This is a genomic window from Alteribacillus iranensis, from assembly GCF_900113025.1.
GTDB classification, from domain to species: Bacteria; Bacillota; Bacilli; order Bacillales; family Marinococcaceae; genus Alteribacillus_A; species Alteribacillus_A iranensis.
In genome coordinates, this window is record NZ_FONT01000002.1 from 409,794 (window position 1) to 427,702 (window position 17,909).

Annotated in this window: 16 protein-coding genes and 1 riboswitch; of the genes, 9 read left to right on the forward strand and 7 right to left on the reverse strand. The window is 45.2% G+C overall.

Going from position 1 to position 17,909, the window contains the following annotated elements; translation table 11 throughout:
- Window positions 1-243: 243 nt before the first annotated feature.
- The 5 genes from BM095_RS05925 to BM095_RS05945 all read right to left on the reverse strand — a co-directional run bounded on the left by BM095_RS05925 (window position 244) and on the right by BM095_RS05945 (window position 4,063).
- Window positions 244-945, reverse strand: a complete 702-nt coding sequence (locus BM095_RS05925) for a CpsD/CapB family tyrosine-protein kinase (RefSeq protein WP_245757826.1) — start codon at window positions 943-945, stop codon at window positions 244-246.
- Window positions 935-1,693: a YveK family protein gene (locus BM095_RS05930; RefSeq protein WP_091658857.1), complete on the reverse strand. Its 759-nt coding sequence runs from the start codon at window positions 1,691-1,693 to the stop codon at window positions 935-937. Before BM095_RS05930 ends, BM095_RS05925 begins: the two co-directional genes overlap by 11 nt.
- A 222-nt stretch (window positions 1,694-1,915) precedes the next feature.
- The gene (locus tag BM095_RS05935) at window positions 1,916-2,527 is read right to left on the reverse strand and encodes a hypothetical protein (RefSeq protein WP_091658860.1); all 612 of its coding nucleotides are present in this window, start codon (window positions 2,525-2,527) and stop codon (window positions 1,916-1,918) included.
- A 209-nt stretch (window positions 2,528-2,736) separates the two neighbouring features.
- Complete coding sequence (nagB, locus tag BM095_RS05940; protein WP_091658862.1) at window positions 2,737-3,486, reverse strand: glucosamine-6-phosphate deaminase; 750 nt, start codon at window positions 3,484-3,486, stop codon at window positions 2,737-2,739.
- A gap of 67 nt (window positions 3,487-3,553) precedes the next feature.
- On the reverse strand, window positions 3,554-4,063 hold the full coding sequence (locus tag BM095_RS05945; RefSeq protein WP_091658865.1) for a shikimate kinase: 510 nt from the start codon (window positions 4,061-4,063) through the stop codon (window positions 3,554-3,556).
- A gap of 123 nt (window positions 4,064-4,186) precedes the next feature.
- Here BM095_RS05945 and BM095_RS05950 point away from each other — a divergent pair, with 123 nt between their 5' ends.
- The 6 genes from BM095_RS05950 (at window position 4,187) to BM095_RS05975 (ending at window position 11,657) form a co-directional block, all read left to right on the forward strand.
- Window positions 4,187-5,269 carry a YecA family protein gene (locus BM095_RS05950; protein ID WP_091659794.1) on the forward strand — a complete coding sequence of 361 codons (1,083 nt, stop codon included), beginning with the start codon at window positions 4,187-4,189 and terminating at the stop codon, window positions 5,267-5,269.
- Window positions 5,270-5,711: 442 nt separating this feature from the next.
- Complete coding sequence (locus BM095_RS16330) at window positions 5,712-6,044, forward strand: hypothetical protein (RefSeq protein WP_143083187.1); 333 nt, start codon at window positions 5,712-5,714, stop codon at window positions 6,042-6,044.
- A gap of 347 nt (window positions 6,045-6,391) precedes the next feature.
- Window positions 6,392-8,530 carry a hydantoinase/oxoprolinase family protein gene (locus tag BM095_RS05960; protein WP_281243869.1) on the forward strand — a complete coding sequence of 713 codons (2,139 nt, stop codon included), beginning with the start codon at window positions 6,392-6,394 and terminating at the stop codon, window positions 8,528-8,530.
- Window positions 8,531-8,547: 17 nt separating this feature from the next.
- Window positions 8,548-10,824, forward strand: coding sequence for a hydantoinase B/oxoprolinase family protein (locus BM095_RS05965; protein WP_245757827.1), 2,277 nt, complete (start codon window positions 8,548-8,550; stop codon window positions 10,822-10,824).
- A 12-nt stretch (window positions 10,825-10,836) separates the two neighbouring features.
- A complete protein-coding gene (locus tag BM095_RS05970; protein ID WP_091658870.1) occupies window positions 10,837-11,349 on the forward strand; it encodes an acetone carboxylase subunit gamma in 513 nt (170 codons plus the stop codon).
- Between the two features lie 113 nt (window positions 11,350-11,462).
- Window positions 11,463-11,657, forward strand: a complete 195-nt coding sequence (locus tag BM095_RS05975; RefSeq protein WP_091658872.1) for a hypothetical protein — start codon at window positions 11,463-11,465, stop codon at window positions 11,655-11,657.
- A 70-nt stretch (window positions 11,658-11,727) separates the two neighbouring features.
- Here BM095_RS05975 and BM095_RS05980 read toward each other — a convergent pair whose 3' ends face one another.
- Together BM095_RS05980 and BM095_RS16705 are read right to left on the reverse strand one after the other, a co-directional pair.
- Window positions 11,728-13,680 (reverse strand): sigma-54-dependent Fis family transcriptional regulator, encoded by a 1,953-nt coding sequence (locus BM095_RS05980; RefSeq protein WP_091658875.1) that lies wholly within the window; start codon window positions 13,678-13,680, stop codon window positions 11,728-11,730.
- 638 nt (window positions 13,681-14,318) lie between these two features.
- A riboswitch (TPP riboswitch) is annotated at window positions 14,319-14,428 on the forward strand.
- Complete coding sequence (locus BM095_RS16705) at window positions 14,394-14,585, reverse strand: hypothetical protein (RefSeq protein WP_218151611.1); 192 nt, start codon at window positions 14,583-14,585, stop codon at window positions 14,394-14,396. (Overlaps the previous riboswitch by 35 nt.)
- 140 nt (window positions 14,586-14,725) lie before the next feature.
- Here BM095_RS16705 and tenA point away from each other — a divergent pair, with 140 nt between their 5' ends.
- From tenA to BM095_RS05995, 3 genes are read left to right on the forward strand one after another with little or no spacing between them, the layout of a single operon-like run.
- Complete coding sequence (gene tenA, locus BM095_RS05985; protein WP_091658878.1) at window positions 14,726-15,418, forward strand: thiaminase II; 693 nt, start codon at window positions 14,726-14,728, stop codon at window positions 15,416-15,418.
- Window positions 15,415-16,005 (forward strand): ECF transporter S component, encoded by a 591-nt coding sequence (locus tag BM095_RS05990; RefSeq protein ID WP_091658881.1) that lies wholly within the window; start codon window positions 15,415-15,417, stop codon window positions 16,003-16,005. The genes tenA and BM095_RS05990 overlap by 4 nt, the downstream gene beginning before the upstream one ends.
- The gene (locus BM095_RS05995) at window positions 16,002-17,690 is read left to right on the forward strand and encodes an ABC transporter ATP-binding protein (RefSeq protein ID WP_091658883.1); all 1,689 of its coding nucleotides are present in this window, start codon (window positions 16,002-16,004) and stop codon (window positions 17,688-17,690) included. The genes BM095_RS05990 and BM095_RS05995 overlap by 4 nt, the downstream gene beginning before the upstream one ends.
- Window positions 17,691-17,909: the final 219 nt, after the last annotated feature.

Consider the following 17,909-nt stretch of genomic DNA (forward strand, 5'->3'; position numbering starts at 1 on the left):
TTCGACAATATGATATATTTCCCGGGAAATTTCCCCATCTCCTGTACTTATCCTCCCCTATTATCACATAAAAATAAGAAAGGAGCTATCCATCTTCTGGATATCCCCCTTTCTTTTTTATGAAATTTAAATGTGAACGTTTATAGGGTTTGTCTTCTTCAGCGTCCAGCCTCTCGAAGGATAAAAAATCAGTTAAAAAGCTTTCACCACGGGAACAGGTACGTGATACAGCTCAGCTTTTTCTTATGACTTGCCGTAATAATAGTAATATTCCTGTTTTTGAGAGATTTTTCTCTCGTTTAAAATGGCTCCGATCATTGTTGCGTCTGCTTTTTCTAGTAATTCTTTTGCTTTCATTCCAGCTTGTTTGTCCGTTTTTCCGTTTCTAATGACAAGTATGCACCCGTCGCTTTGACCAGCGAGAATTTGTGCATCCGTTACTGGCAGGACAGGAGGAGTATCAAACAAAATGACGTCGAATTCTTGCTTTGCTTCGAGCAGAAGCTGCTCCATTTTCTTCGCACTCAATAACTCTGCTGGATTGGGCGGAATCGGACCGCTCGGTAAAATAAATAAATTCTCAACCGTTGTCTCCTGTATCACTTCTGAAAATCGAGATTGATGAATAAGCACGTTCGTCAACCCGTGAGTGTTCATCGTTCGAAACGTGTAGTGAACGGTCGGCTTACGCAAATCGGCATCCACGATGAGCGTCTTCTTCCCTTGTTGCGCCATCGTCACTGCAAGGTTGGCGACGGTCGTGGATTTTCCTTCTTCCGGACCGGCTGAGGTTACCACGATGGTTTTCATTTCCCTTTGTACCGAGGCGTATTGAATATTCGTCCGTATTGTCCGGTATTGCTCTGAGACTGTGGATTTCGGGTCTTCCCAAGTAACGAGATTACGGCTGCTGGATGACTTATTCTTTCTCGATTTACGAGCCAACTTTTTCACGCCCTTTCCTTGTCCTGCTGGATGCTGAACCTTTGCCAGCGGTGCTTCTATAATTGGTTTCATCTATGAGCGGGACGCTGCCTAATACAGACAGGCCGAGTTCTCTTTCAATGTCCTCTTCGTTTCGGTACGTATTATCCAAGTACTCTAATAAGAAGGAAAGACCAATTGCTGCCATGAGACCAACGACAAAAGCAATAGCCATGTTTAACAGTGGCTGCGGCTTCACGGGCGCTGGATTCTCACTTAATTCAGCTGGCGCCAGAACAACAATGTTATCAATACGCAGCAAATCAGAGATCTCCCGTTCAAACACGGAGGCCGTTGTATTCGCAATCTCTACCGCCCTAGCCGGGTCGGGATCTTCCACCGTTAATGTAATGACCTGTGATTCCCCTTCTCTCGAAATATTCAGCTTTTGGTTGAGCTGGGATGCTTTTTCATCCGTGCCCAATTCTTCCACTACTTGATCCAATATGTAAGGACTTTTCATAATGACATTGTACGTCTCTATGTATTCCGCATCCGTGTCAAACCCGACCGCTTCCAAAGCCGACTGTGCTCCGGTCGCTTGCTGACTGACAAGGAGCTGGGTACTGCTTTGGTAGATTGGTGTTAAAAGAAAAAAACTGACTACTCCTGCTGCTGCTGTGACCAAAAACGTAATAATGACAATCATCGCAAGGCGTTTTTTCAGCGTTTGAAAGACTTCTTGCAAGCTTATTGTTTCTTCTTCCATGTTCAACCCCCACACCTATGTCATTCCAGGTTGTCTGCATTTCGCGCATTTTGTCCCGGATAGTTGTCTAATCTTGCCAATTTTCCCATGAACTATTTGAAATTATAGCACACCTTTTTTATAAAATGGCGGTGATTCTCACTTTTTTGTAAATAAAAAAAGAAGCCCTTTTTCGCTGATTCGAAAAATCCTTGAACCAGCGTCCTACCAGGGCTTCCCCCCTTATAATTGCAACATTTTTTTACTCTTTATTTCATCGATAACTTCGTCCGGCTCAAAGGTTGGATCGACGTAAAAGAGATTCCTTTGGGGTGGGTTGGGCTTTTTTATTATTTCCATTTTATGGATAAAACGAAACAAAAGTGTGATGAACTGTCGTAACGTGGAATTCTGATAAGTTGTATAGGTACGAAGTTCGTCTGCGAACTCGCCGTAAAAATCTTTCGATGAAAAAGGAGCCCTCTCTTCCCAACTCTTTAAGTGCGTTAGAAATGCTTTGAAAAATTCAACACTCACCGTGTACGTTTGCGGACTTTTTTTAAATTTCAGAACGTTTTCGTCCTTCATGTAAAAAAGCAGCAATAAAGATTGTCTTTTCGTTTCCGGAGCCAGAGAGTGACGAGAAGCTGCTATCTCGATAGGGCGCGCGATCTCCTTCCGTTCGGGGGGATCCGTTAATGCGGCTGCCGTTTCCTGCATTTCCTCGGATACAAAGAGTTCCATTTCCTTTAATGCTTTTAAATAGGCGATGGCTTGTTCTGCCTGATCAAATTGCTTGGAATGAATCGCTTCTTGCAGTATGACGTATAATCTTTGCTCTAATGAAGAAGACATAGAAGTGACGTGCTCCTTTCCTCTTTATCTTTTCATTTTACACAAGAATCGATAAGAAAACCATATCATATGCCATTTTTCCAAGGACAAAACGCCTATTTTTTACAAAAAGAGGAGAAATCAGGAAGTAACTAGGCCAAAAGCTCTACGGATCACATTCGCTTACTTCCTTTTTTTTCCTTCCCCTTTATTAGAGTATGGAGCGCAACTTATACTTTCTGTATTTTTTCTTCTGATATGTCCCTCAATGCTTCCTTATCAGCAATAACCGTCACGTGAGCATGATTTCTTAAAATGGAAGCAGGAGCTTCTTCGTTTATTTCTCCTTCGATACACCGGGTGATCGCCTCTCGTTTCCGCTCCCCATTTGCAAGCAGGACAATGGACCGGGCTTCCATAATCGTAGCCAATCCCATCGTTAAAGCATGGGTCGGGACGTCTTCTTTTTTGTCAAAGAAACGCGAATTGACTTCCCGCGTGTTCGCTGTTAAACGGACGACTTGCGTTCTAGACTGAAACGGGGTTCCTGGCTCGTTGAACGCGATGTGTCCGTTTTCCCCAATGCCAAGAAGTTGAAAGTCGATGCCTCCTACCTGTTGTATGAGCGCTTCATACCGTTGGGCTTCTTCTTCAGGATCAGGGGCATCCCCTCTCGGTAAATTAGTCTGCGACGGTTCCAGCCCTAAAGGGGTGAAGAAATGCTGTTTCATGTAAGCGTGATAGCTCATTGGATGACTCGGGGCAAGCCCTACGTATTCGTCTAAATTAATCGTCGTCAACTTGGTAATATCAAGCTTTCTTTCATGTACCTGTTCAATAAACGTTCGGTACGTTCCTTCTGGTGTGCTCCCTGTCGCAAGCCCGAAAACTGCGTGTGGTTTTTCTTTTAAGCAATCTATCATTTTCTCAGCTGCTATGCTGCTCATTTCCTCAGTATCGTTTACTTGAATGATATTCATTGTCGTTCATCCTTTCTCGCATGAAGAGAGCTTCCTGGTCAGCAGTAGTCAGGAAGCTTATTGTCCCTCATGACATCTTTTCCATGATGATTTCAGTCACTTCTTCTGGCGTCGTACGGTCGGTCAACACGTGATGCGTACAGTGACGATACGTATCGTGACGAGAGTCGAAAAGCTTTTGAATCTCCTCTAGGCTTTTCTCCTGCAACAGAGGACGTCCCTCCTTCAGCTCCTCCATACGTTCAAGCCACTGCTCCCAGGAAATATCGAGAAAGATGACGGTACATTCTTTGAGGCAAGCCTCTCGAATCTCTGGCTGCATATACGCTCCTCCCCCGAGAGAGAGAATGTTTTTCTTCGTGTTACGGCAATAATCAATGGTTATTCGCTTCTCTATTTCTCGAAAAGCCACTTCCCCTTCCGCCGCAAAAATATCTGGTATGGTCCGGCCCGTTTCCTTCTCAATGACACGGTCCATATCTAAAAATTCTCGCTGCAGTCGATCGGCAAGCAACTCCCCTACTGTCGTTTTACCGACACCCATAAATCCAATCAATACGAGGTTGTTATCATCCATGAGGATGTCTCCTTTTTTTCTTTTATCGTAGCGGTAGGGAGATTGCACGGTCAAGATGAAAATTTCTTCCACGCCAGGATCTGTGGTAAAGTAAAACTATACTTAAATGATGGTGGTGTATGTATGGCAGTGGGAAGAAATGAACCGTGCCCCTGTGGCAGCGGTAAAAAATATAAAAAGTGTTGTATGAATAAAGTGACGTCTATTACGTATACAGGGAAAGACATTACATGGATTCAAGGCCAATCTTTCCAATATATTATGAATCATTCTCCAGCCTCGTTCCAGCATTATATGGCAGATTCGTTGGAAGAAGAAGCGTTTATTCATCTGAATGATGAGTCGGAAACGCAGTTGTTTACGCTTCTTTATTTTGGCCATTACCTTTTGGAACGCGGCGATGAAGAAATGAAGCTGCTGGCTGATGCCCCAATCTGGAATGTGAAACAACGGCATTTATTAAAATCTTGGCAGCATCAAGCGGTGTTTTCGTTGTTTCAGTTGGAGGAATGGTCTGGGTCGTCCATGCAGGCAACAGATTTGGCGAGCGGTAAATCGTATCAGGTGGAGCTCCCGTCTGATTATCCGCCTGGCCCGGCTGGACTTGGTTTTCTCGGCCTTGTCCCTGTCCAAGGAAAATGGTTTGCATTCGGCGTCCCTTATATGATCGTGACCCGCCCCGAACGAGAAACGGCGGAAATGGAAAAGTATGATGTATTTGTGGAAGCATTTCAGCTATCCGCTCGTGATGCATATCAACGATTAGAGAAAGAGGAAAAAGAGAAATTGTTCCCTGCATTGTTGAATGATTACTTCTCGCATTTGAGAGAAGAGCGTTTAGCAAGCGAAGAAGATACTTCCGTAAACCAAAACATAACGGCAGACCATTCATGGAGCGAAGACGAACAAGATGTCTTTCGTCTGTTCACTGAAAAAGCAGAGCCAGAGCTTCGAGAAAACAATGGCATAGCTGAAGCTGAGAAGACATGGGTCACGTTTTGCTCTCAGACCTCTCCTGTTATTCGAAAGAAAGAAGTGTTTGCGGCGGCCTTAGAATACTATGTAGGGAAACATAGTCTCGCCCTCGAGAACGTGACACAGAAAAAGCTTGCGGAGAAATATGACGTCTCCCCGACAACGATTTCCAAACGGGTGAGAGACATAGATGCAGTGTTATCTGATGCGCTAGACACCGTTGGGAAATAACCTTAGTTTCTTCTACCAGTACACATAACCGTTGAAGACAGTGTTGTAAACATGGAACTTCTCCAACTGGTAGAAATTGGGCTGCGGGCTATATGCCAGCAGCTCTTTTTTGATGTTCACGTAAAACCTAACCTGTTTCCCTCTAGACTTGGCGAGAAACTAAGTCTTCGTCTTTTCCTCTATTTCCATTCCCTTATTCTCTATCGTATTCAGTGATCGAATGTCCTTTGTACATGTATCAATACCTTTCTACCCCGACACAGCTAGCTACACCTGCATCGCTACACGTGTAGCGAAAACAAACATTGTTGCTGTCAGTCGGCGCAAAAATTTTGAATATACTGTCTGTTTTACTTCATTAAAAAATAATTTTTGTATTCTTGTGAGATTTCTTGTGGCAAGTCTCCTCTGCACGTCTCATGAGCTTGTCGCGGGCCCACAGATGAATGTTTCTTTTGCTAAAAGCGCAAACGGTCCTGTTTGCAACGCAAAAGTCAGCACATCCTGTGCAAGCCAGTTCGACGTTGTCTCAGGAACTTCCGCAGGAGGCGGTGGCTTCTACGTTGACCACACGATGTGGGCGGTTTTAGTAGAAGTTCCTTTTTCTTTAGTCGAACTTCCTTACACGCCTCCGCTTTTCTTGTTGTCTAGCTTCAGTGCCCAGCCGCTCGGGGTTTCTTCGGTGCAGTCAATGAAAGGAAGAGCACCTTTCTTTGCTGCCCCTCCAGAACCTGTCGCGGCTAAGCAGGGCACTTACGCTTTTCTATCTGTCTAGTTGCGGCGTCCAGCTGCTCGGGAGGCCCACACGATGTGGGTCAGATCGGCGTTGTCTCAGGACGAGACGGTTTTAGCCGATCATCTATAATCGTCTTCCCCTCCGGCCATCGGGATGGCCTGTATTCGAAGGATCACCGCCTAAATACTCCACGTCCTGTGGAAACGGCGGTGCTAGTACATCCTGTACGTCGGAACCTGTCGCGGGCCCACACGACGTGGGTCAGTTCGACGTTGTCACAGGACGTGACGTTCTTAGTCGAACTTCCTTACACGCCTCCGCTTTTCTGTTTTGGCACGCTATTTGCAATTTACATGGGCACATCCAAAAAAAGGAGGAGAAGGTATTTGGCAAAATCACAAATTCTTGCAATTGATGCTGGCGGCACAATGACAGACACGTTCATTATTGATGAAAAAGGAGAATTTGTCGTTGGGAAAGCTCAAACGACACCTAAGGATGAGCATATTGGTCTCATGAATTCTTCTAAAGATGCGTTGGATCAATGGGGGGCCACGGTAGAAGATGAGTTTCCTAACTTATTAGCAGGTGTCTACTCTGGTACGGCCATGCTTAACCGCCTTGTATCCCGGGTTGGTTTACGGGTGGGACTCGTCCTGAATAAAGGAACCGAAGATATGCACCGGATGGGACGGGGACTCCAGTCTTTTCTCGGGTACTCCTATTCCGACCGCGTCCATATTAACACTCACCACTTTGATGAACCCCTCGTCCCTCGTAAATGGACAGTCGGAGTAACCGAACGAGTCGATATGTTTGGTAATGTGGTGATCCCTCTCTATGAACATGAAGTGGAAGGCGCCATCCAAAAGTTAATTGATGAAGATGTCGAAGCGATCGTTATTAGTTTATTGCATTCCTACACATATCCTGATCATGAACGAAAAATTCGCGATATCGCAACACGTATGATCACGGAACAAAATAAAAATATCAAAATATTTGCTACGGCTGATTACTATCCGGTTCGGAAAGAATCTCACCGGACGAATACAACGATCGTTGAAGCGTATGCGGCCGAACCATCTCGAGAAACGTTAGCAAACCTTGATAAAGCGTTGCGTGAAAACGGCACTGATTTTAATTTACGCATTATGGCAAGCCACGGTGGAACGATCAGTATTGAAGCGAATGAACTGGCCCGCACGTGCGTTTCGGGTCCGATCGGCGGCATGGTGGGCGCGAAATATTTAAGTGACAATTTAGGGATTAAAAATGTAGCCTGCTCCGATATTGGAGGCACTAGTTTTGATATTGGTCTCATTACCCAAGGAGATTTGGATATTGAATCAAGCCCGGATATGGCACGTCTTGTGTTGTCGTTACCACTCGTTTCCATGGACACTACCGGAGCGGGAACAGGCAGTTATGTCCGCATCGATCCAAACTACGGAAACTTAACGTTAGGTCCGGACAGCGCAGGCTCGCTCGTCGGTGTATGTAATCCAGACAGCGGCATTGAAACAGTAACAGTCTCTGATTGTCACGTCGTGTTAGGACTCATCAACCCGGACAATTTTATTGGCGGAACGATTAAACTGTCACGTGAAAAAGCGTATCAAGCGGTAAAAGAACAAGTGGCGGACCCGCTTGGATTGTCAGTAGAAGATGCTGCCTTCGGTGTTACTGAACTACTAGAATCTCAATTGAAAAACTATTTGGAATCCATGATTTTAGGAAAAGGCTTCTCCCCTTCTCAATATGCATGCTTCTCTTACGGCGGAGGTGGCCCTCTTCATACAGCAGGATATACAAAAGGGCTTGGATTTGAAGATATTCTTATCCCTGCTTGGGCTGCTGGTTTTTCTGCCTTTGGGTGCGGCGCTGCTGACTTTGAGTACCGTTACGATAAAACACTAGACCTTAACCTCCCTGAAAAAGCAACGGAAAAAGAAATTTTAGCCGTAGGGAAAGAACTGCAAGCAGCTTGGGATGAACTAAAAGGACACGTTGGTGATGAATTTAAGAAAAATGAATATACCGAAGATGATGTGGATTACCGCCTGTTTTTCCGCATGCAATACCAAGGCCAGCTAAACGACTTAGAGATTGAAGCGCCGATTAGTGCATTCAAAGATGTGAGTGACTACTACGCACTCGTAAAAGCGTTTGAAGACATGTATACGCGTGTCTACGCCAAATCTGCCTTATCTCCTGAATTAGGTTACTCCATCACGGGAGCTATCGTTCGCGGTGTCGTTGACGTTCCACTTCCAAAAATACCACAAGAACCTCTATCTAGTCCCATACCACCCGATGAAGCATTCCTGGGGAATCGCCCTGTATATTGGGATGGAGAGTGGATCCAGGCAGACATTTATGAAATGGAAAAATTGTTACCTGGAAACAAAATCGGATCGTTATCGATCATTGAATCAACGGCCACGACCCTCGTTATTCCACCTGGATTTGAGACGTACTTGGATGAGAACCGCATTTTCCATTTGAAAGAATTAAACAAATAAGATAGGAGGTTATCTTTTTGAAAACAATCGAAGAGATTCAAAATAAGAAAGTACCGATTGGTTGGGATGGAAAAACGTTAAAGGAAATGAGAGCCGAGATTGATAGAGTAAGTAAAGAAACAGGATATTACGCCGGTCTTGAAGAGTTAACGTTTAAAGAGGCGGATCCGATCCGATTTGAAAAAATATTCTCTAAACTTCGCGGCGGGGTCGTTCATGCGAGAGAAACAGCGAAAAAAGTTGCGGCTTCTCCTATTGTTGAACAAGAAGGGGAACTATGCTTTAGCTTATATACACCAGAAGCCGATTCCATCGTTACGTCCACCGGTATTATCATCCACGTGGGAACCATGGGTGCCGCCATCAAATTCATGATTGATAAAGATTATGAAGACAATCCTGGTATTAATGACGGTGACATCTTCTGTAACAATGATAACCACGTCGGTAACGTGCATACGTGTGACGTTCATACCCTCGTTCCGATTTTCTGGGAAGGAGAACTGCTCGGATGGGTCGGAGGAGTAACTCACGTTATTGATACGGGAGCTTCTGGACCGGGAAGCATGCCGATGGGACCTGTTCAACGTTATGATGACGGCTACCAGATCACTTGCCGGAAAGTTGGAGAAAATGACGAATTGTCCAAAGACTGGCTGCTAGAGAGTACTCGTTCTGTACGTGGTTCTAAGTATTGGACATTGGACGAGAAGACACGCGTCGCCGGTTGTCATATGATTCGTGACTTAGTTCTCGACGTCATTGAAGAAGAAGGCGCAGATAATTATAAACAATTCATGCGCGAAATTATTGAAGATGGCCGCCGTGGCTTCGTCAACCAAGTAAAAACGATGACGATTCCTGGTACGTATCGTGCCGCTTCATTTATCGATGTGCCATTTGAAGGACTCGATTTGCCTAAGTTTGCCCAACAAGACTCTATCATTCATACCCCATCCGAAATAAAGATTCATAAAGATGCCCATTTAGAAATTGACTTTGAGGGGTCCAGCCGTTGGGGATGGCACCCGTTCAACGCCACACCTGTATCGATAACGAGCGGTATTTGGGTAATGCTTGCACAAACTCTCGTTCCAAATGATCGAATCAATGACGGTGCCTATTACGCTAGCAGCTTCGGTATTCCGTTAGGGTCATGGTTTAGCCCGGATGATATTCGATCTGCCCACTCAAACACATGGCACGGTCTCGTTGCAGGGTGGACACCGCTCTGGCGCGGACTGAGCCGCGGATATTGGGGCCGAGGATTTTTAGAAGAAATCAATGCCGGGAACGCTCACACGTCGAACTGGCTGCAAGGTGGCGGGTACGACCATCACGGCGAATTGTCCGCTTTAAACAGTTTTGAATCCGCAGCCTGCGGGGTAGGCGCAAGCGCTGTAAAAGATGGAATTAGCCACTCCGCTGCTTTATGGAATCCAGAAGGCGATATGGGCGATATGGAAATTTGGGAAGTTCTTGAACCTCTCATCTTCATGGGAAGAGAAATATTACCTGGTTCCGGAGGCCCCGGTAAATATCGCGGTGGGAATGGCTGGCAATCCTTGCGTCTTGGCTGGGGTGCGAAAGAATGGACCATGTTGGTTGCAGGTTCAGGAGCCATGGCCACAGACTGCGGTTTAATGGGGGGTTACCCAGGTGCTGCTGGTTACCGCTTCAGTGCGTACAACACCGACTTGAAAGAACGGATTGAAAAGAGATTACCTCTTCCACTCGGCGGAGATACCGATCCAGACGATCCAGGCTACGAGAAGAACTTAAAGGCAGAAACAATCAATCGTGACAGACAGGCCGTGACGACACAAGAAGAGTTCGGCGATTATGATCTCATGTTGAATTACCTGCGCGGGGGTCCAGGGTTCGGCGATCCATTAGATAGAGATCCGAAAGAGGTAGAAAACGATTTAAATGAACGGTTTATTTTACCTCGCTTTGCTGAAAGCACGTTCGGTTGCGTGTACGAAGAGAAAGACGGTGAATTTGTCGTTGATCTTAAAGCAACCAAAGAAAAGCGGAAAGAAATGCGCAAACAACGCTTAGAAAAAAGTGTCCCAACGAAAGAATGGATGAAAGAGGAAAAGAAACGCATTTTGAACAAAGATGCTTCCAAGCAAGTCCAACTCATGTTCGCAGAAAGCTTCGCCTTAAGTAAAAAATTCACCGATGATTTTAAAGAATTTTGGGATATCGGCGAAGACTGGATGGTTTATGAAGATGACTTAAACGTGACGAAACTGGGAAGACACATTAATCGTTTTAAAGACAATCAATAAAGGAGGATGGTTATGGCCGACTACAAATACGATCATAAAGTAATTAATGAACTGGTCGAAGGGACATTAGAGTGGTATCAAATTAAAAACATGATGTCTAGTCATAAAGATGCCGAACGTTTTAAAGTCTACCGGGAAGTCATGCAAGAGAGAGTCTCCTGGGATGACCCTATCCTATTACCACTCGGACTCCACTTATATATCGTATTAAAAGAAAATGGAGATCGGATCGTGAAATGCGATTGCGGTCACGAATTCTGCGATTATCAAGAAAACTGGAAAGTTCACGCGAATATATTTATCCGGGATGACGAAGAAAAAATGAATGAGATTTATCCCGTATTAATGGCACCTGATCCAGAATGGCAAGTGATCCGTGAATATTACTGCCCAAGTTGTGCCGCACAGTTAGAAGTAGAAGCCGTCACTCCTTGGTATCCTGTGATCCACGACTTTGAACCGGATATCGATACGTTTTACAAAGATTGGGTCAAGCTTCCTCTCCCTGAAGTGAAATCAAAGTAGATTCTAAGAACTGGTGAGGGCGCCCGCTCGGTGTAAAGAACGCGGGCACGGGCGCCTTTCGCTTTTCTATCTGTCTAACTGCGGTGTCCAGCCACTCGGGAGGCCCACACGATGTGGGTCAGATCGGCGTTGTCTCAGGACAAGACGGGTTTAGCCGATCATCCACCTGGTCCAGTCAAAGAAAGCAAAAGGCGGCTTTCTTCGCTTGCCCTCCAGAACCTGTCGTGGCTGATCGGGACGCCTCCGCTTTTCTTGCCAACGTGTTATCCTTTCCCGCATTACACGATACACATGAAAAGAGACTGTAAATGGGGGTAACATCCTCCCATACAGTCTCTTATTTTTATAAATATTTGTTACGAGAGATAGAAATGACTGTCATACCTTCTTCATGAGGTCTATGTGATACTTTTTCATTCGTCGATATAAGGTGGTCCGCGCAATTTGGCAGCGTCTTGCCACTTCTGATAAGTTGCCATTCGTTTCATGGATTAACTCGATGATCTCTTCTCTTTCCGCTCGTTCTAACGGAGTGAACCGATCAACCGGGGGACTATCAACTTCTTTCTGTTTTTCTAAGATAGATTTCGGCAAAGATTCCATCGTAATATGCTGCCCCCCGTGAAAGAGAACCGCGTACTCCATGACATTCTTCATTTCTCGGATATTCCCAGGCCAAGAATGCTCTTCAAAAAAAGCAAGCACTTCGTTGTCAATAGCAGGTACTTCTCTTCCATGGCTTTTCGCTAATTCTGTTGCGAAGTGCTGGCACAAAAGAGGAATGTCTCCTTTTCGATGTTTCAACGGGGGCAAATGTACTTCCACCACATTCAAACGATAGTAAAGATCCGAGCGAAACGTACCTTTCTGTATTAAGGACGCCAAATCTTGGTTCGTTGCCGCAATAATACGAACATCGACCGGAACGGGTTTCGAGGAACCGATAGGAACGACTTCTTTTTCTTGTAACACTCGCAACAGGTGAACTTGCAAATCTAAAGGCATCTCCCCTATTTCATCAAGAAATAACGTCCCGCCATTGGCTTCTTCGAACTTTCCTTTTTTTCCTTGGGGGTCTCCACCTGTAAATGCTCCACGGGCATAGCCAAATAATTCACTCGTAATTAAGTTCTCAGGAATGGCCCCGCAGTTAATAGCAATAAACGGGTTATGTTTACGCTGGCTTTTCAAATGAATGTTATGCGCAAATACTTCTTTCCCGGTCCCGCTTTCCCCTGTAAGAAGAACAGGTATATTCTTGTCCGAAATGACACCGATTTTTTGAATCGCTTGTTGAAGAGCCACCGATTGCCCAATTACTCCTTTTAGCTCCGTATTCGGTGGCGTAGACAGTCTCGGTTTTTCAATGAAAAGAGCAAAACCGATGTGCTCCGCGTTGAAGGTAATCCGTCGCACCCATATTTTTGATGGGCACGAAGCTACGTCCCATTCCACTTCGTATGGTTTTTTCTCTTGTAATACTTTTTTTAAGGAGGATAGCTCTTCTTTTGCCCATAACTGATTCCAATGGGAGAGCGAAAAAAGATCTAAACACGCACGATCTCCATGTACTACATTTAACATCTCGTCCACTATTACAACATGGGCGGAGGTATTGGTTTTCATTTCTTGATACGTGTCTTGTAAATGTTTAAACACATCATAGGAATGGATAAACAACTGTTGTTCGATTAAATGAGAAACGTTTTGGACGACGCTTAAAGAATGCGATTGTGCATGATGACTAGGACCTGTTACATCGATGATGCCTAATATTTTATTTGTCCTCGGATCACGGATTGGCGCAGAGGAACAAACCCAAGGATGGACACCTTGGCAATAATGTTCAGAGGAAAGAATCTGGATCGGCTTTCTCGCCGCGAGAGATGTTCCGATGGCATTTGATCCGGCAGACTCTTCACTCCAATCCGCGCCAATGACAAAATTCATTTGTTCGGCTTTATCTAGTATGGGGGTTTCCCCTTGTAAATAAATAATTCTACCGTCATGATCACCTAACGTGATGAGATGATTGGTACCAGCAATTTGTTTGGAAAATGCATCAATGATGGGCAGGGAGATGTTGTACAAGGTGGACTGATTAATTTGTTCCTTTAATTTTGCTTCACTCATTTTGATGGGTGATTGTTTTTGAAGCGGGTCGACTCCATATTGTTGGCAACGTTTCCATGATTCTAGAACTTCTAAGCGTACATTGTTCGAATGAGGCACTTCTTGTTCACTCATAAAATATTCCCAATTACTCTCCAGTTCCTTTAATTTACGTGGAAGCTCGTTAATGGAATAGAACGCTAAGCTCGACCGAACCAACCCAAAGTCCCCCTTATTATCAATAATCTCGGTTTTCCGTTACATGTTGAGGCGCAAGCTATTGGTCCCGCTAATTCCTTTCCTACACGGCTGAATTGAAGCTAACTTGAGATCCTTTTCATGACTCCCTCCTAGCTTTTTATCATATTCCTACATGTCGATCTTTCCTTCCAGTTGAAGGGAACGATCGATACGTGAAGTGCTATTTTCCTCTCCGCTACACACGCGAAGCGCCTGATTCCTCTTCCAGGAATGGCGCTTGTCTCTTTTGTCTGCGTAAACCACTGATTATTGAACAGGGATCTATCTCTCTATGTTCCCTTCCACGGCAAGTCGTTCTTGGGATCACCGTTCCGCATCCAGTAGAACCATTCGCACGTAGAAGTACGACACTTCACATAAGTTGAATGATAAAGAAATGGAAATGATAGGAAAATAATGTAAAGGTACTCTGATATAATAATATTCTAAATATAGTGATTTGTCAAACTATAATTCGAATGAAAAATATAGTAAGCGACAAATTGTACTCATCATAACCTTTAAAGTCATGTTTTCCTCAAGATTAAAAGTAACCGTAATTTCAAAACTGTTTGACATTTATAAGAACCTTTGTTACATTGATTTCAATTGAATAGGAAGTCCGCTAGGGGCGCTTTTTTCGAAAAGCTGAGATAAGGTGAATAGCCTTGGTCCCTTAGAACCTGATCTGGTTAATACCAGCGTAGGGAAGTGGAGACGGTGTCTGAATGAACTCCAAGTGTACCATCTCTTTTAACAGAGGTGTACTCTTGTATTACCATGATATTGGACATACCAGCCGCTCCATTTCCGGGGGCGGCTTTTTTGTGTGCGTAAGACGACAGCAGTGTGAATCCTTTCAAGTAAGCAGGTACCTTTTTCACTACACAAAAATCCGGGGCAGCGTTGACATGGTTTGTTCTGCCCCATCCCGGCGGCTTCCTCTTTTTCAATGATAGGTCGGAGCGGTCTTCAAAAAGCTGCAACTGACTAACTGCAATCATAAAAAGGAGGAGTTATGTGAATGAGTTTTTCCCAGGAGTTACGTAGAAAGGCAGACCATTTATTTGATGCGTGCTATGAGCATCCATTCGTTCAAGGTATCGGCAAAGGACAATTGGAGAAAGATCAGCTTATTCATTATGTGAAGCAAGACTATGAATATTTGAATGCGATGATTCAAGCGCGCGCTCTCGGCTTGGCAAAATGCCAAACACGGGAAGATATGGAAATGTTCCATACGAGCATTGGATTTATTTTAAACAGTGAAATTCACCCCCATCACAATATGTGCGAACAGGCCGGGGTAACTTACGAGGAACTACAAGGCTACCGTCTCGCTCCGATCGCCCAGCATTACGCGAAGCACATGCTTCATGCGGCGTATGAAGGAACGCTTGGAGACATCATTGCGGCGACTCTTCCTTGCCCGTGGGTCTATTTAGACTGCGGCGAGCGTCTCATCAAAGACTACAATCCAGAGCCGTCTCACCCGTATTATGACTGGATTTCCTTTTATGGCAGTCAAGAAGAACCGCGAATGAATGTGTACTTAGACAAACTGGATCAACTTGCGGAAAAAGCAACCGCTGAAGAAAAACAGCGCTGGGAAGATCATTTTTTGGAAGGCTGCCAGCTGGAGTATATGTTCTTTGACATGGCGTATCAAGCCGCAGATTGGCCACTTGCCTTTACGGAGGAGAGTACAAGCCGATGAGCACGTTGAATTTGCGTGAAATCGTAGTGATAGCGTTTCTCTCTGCCGTGTTTGGAGTGCTTTATTTAGTTTGGATTTTCGTCAATCAAATTCTCACTGGGATCACGGGTCCTGCGGGCGCTGGTTTGATGAAAGGGTTATGGTTGATGGCACCGATTATTTGTATGGTGATTATTCAGAAACCCGGGGTTGCTCTGGCTGCGGAAATGATTGCTGCTTTCACGGAGATTATGGTCGGTTCGGTGAATGCCGGAACTGTGTTGCTGCTTGGATTCACGCAAGGTCTCGGAGCTGAAATGATGTTTGCGATGTTCCGATATCGAATCTTCACCCTCCCCGTTCTCATGCTCGCGGGAATGGCCGGTACGATGGCAAATGTCATTACCCTGTATTTCATTTACGGCTACAGCCAATATGCTCCACCCGTTTTTGCGTTCATGGTCATTACCGCTCTTCTCAGCGGTGCGATTTTCGGTGGCTGGGCGAGCCGTTCACTCGCTTATACGCTCGTGCGGACAGGAGTGCTCCATAACTTTGCACTCGGTAAAGAGTATCAGAAGAAAAAAATGGAGAAATCAGCATCATGAGTATCATCGAAGCAACAGATGTATCGATTACGTTCGGCCTTCAGAAACGACCGTCCTTACGACACGTTACTTTTTTCATTACTAAAGGGGAAACCGTCCTCCTCCTTGGTCCCAGCGGGTGTGGAAAAAGTACACTCGCCCACGCTCTTCAAGGCTTAATTCCAAGATCGGTAGAAGCGGACGTTACTGGGACGTTGTCCGTGAAAGGAGAACACCCTGCCACATGGACGCCGCGAGAAGCGATTCAGCACGTTGGTATTCTTTTTCAAGATCCGGAAACACAGTTCTGTATGCTGACCGTGGAGGATGAAATTTTATTCGGTCTCGAAAATCTCGGGCTGTCTCGAGAAGAAATGGAAGAGCGACTAGAACGAAGTCTCGCGTACACAGGGTTAGTGGACCGTCGTCATGAGGCGTTGAATAAGCTGTCCGGCGGGTTAAAACAAAAGGCAGCGATAGCTTGTTTGCTTGCCTTAGATCCGGATATATTTGTCCTCGATGAGCCAACCGCTAATTTAGACCCGAAAAGTAGTGATGACATTCTTCGATTGTTCGCTGACATCGCCCGTGATCCTTCCAAAACTGTTATTTTTATTGAACATCAGCTTGATCCAGTCCTTCCTGTTATTGACAGGGTAATCGCGCTAAGTGAAAAAGAAGGGATATTGGCAGAAGGCTCGCCTCGTGAAATATTCACGAATGATGCTGTGTCGTTACAGCAAGAAGGAATTTGGCTCCCTCAAGTGTGCATGAAAGCATTGGAGCTAGAAAAAGCAGGAAAAATCACGTGGCCGACACTTCCTTTATCACTAAAAGAATGGCAAGCTGCCTGTGAAAAGCAAGCCATTGTTCTATCTCCTTCAACGGAAACGGAAACGGTGCCTTCTGTTCGTACGGATGCCCCTATCATGGAAGCAGAGTCGGTATGTTTTTCCTATAAAAATCAAACCGTTCTCGAGGATGTTTATTTTTCTATCGCTTCTGGTGAATTCACGGTGCTGGTTGGCGCGAACGGGGCTGGCAAAAGTACATTAGCGAAAGTGATTGCGGGTATCCACTCCCCGACACATGGGGTGCTGCGAAGAAACGGAGAAGACCAACAACGAATGTCACGAGCCGAATTATTTCAGCGTACCGGATATGTCTTTCAACAACCGGAACACCAATTTGTGACCGATACTGTGGAAGAAGAGCTGTCCTATGGTTGGAAAATAACAGACACACCGGCAGCAGAATGGCAGCAAGACGTCGAGAACAAGCTGGACGAATTTCGCCTCCAGGAAAAGCGGATGGAAAATCCTTTCTCCCTCAGCCAAGGGCAAAAGCGGCGCTTGTCTGTTGCTTCCATGCTTTCTCCGCAGCAAGATGTATTGATTCTTGATGAACCAACATTCGGACAAGATGAAGCAAGTACAGTAGCGCTGATGAAACAAGTGAAACAATTGCATGACGAAGGACAAACGATTGTGATGATCACACACGATATGGAACTCGTCGCCCGCTATGCCGAAAAGGTGTTGCTCGTGGAAGAAGGGACAATCACTTACGAAGGACCCATCGCCCCCTTTTTTAACGATCGCGATCGATTAGAGAAAGCAGCATTGAAAGCACCTCTCTCCTGGGAACTCGAACGCTGGGAGAGAGCAATGAATAAGAAAAACGCAAGCACCTTGACTTGCACATGACGTGCTGACTTCTGCGTTGGCTTACGCAGGATGCGTTGACTTTTGCGTTAGCTAGTACACGATGTACTGACTTCTGCGTTGCAAACAGGACGTTTGCGTTCTTAGCAGAAGATCAATTGCTGACGTTCGTGTACTTAGCAAAAGTTCCCTACCTGACGTTTGCGTTCTTAGCAGAAGAACCGCTATGCGACAAGCACTGACCTCGAACGAGCAGGCGCT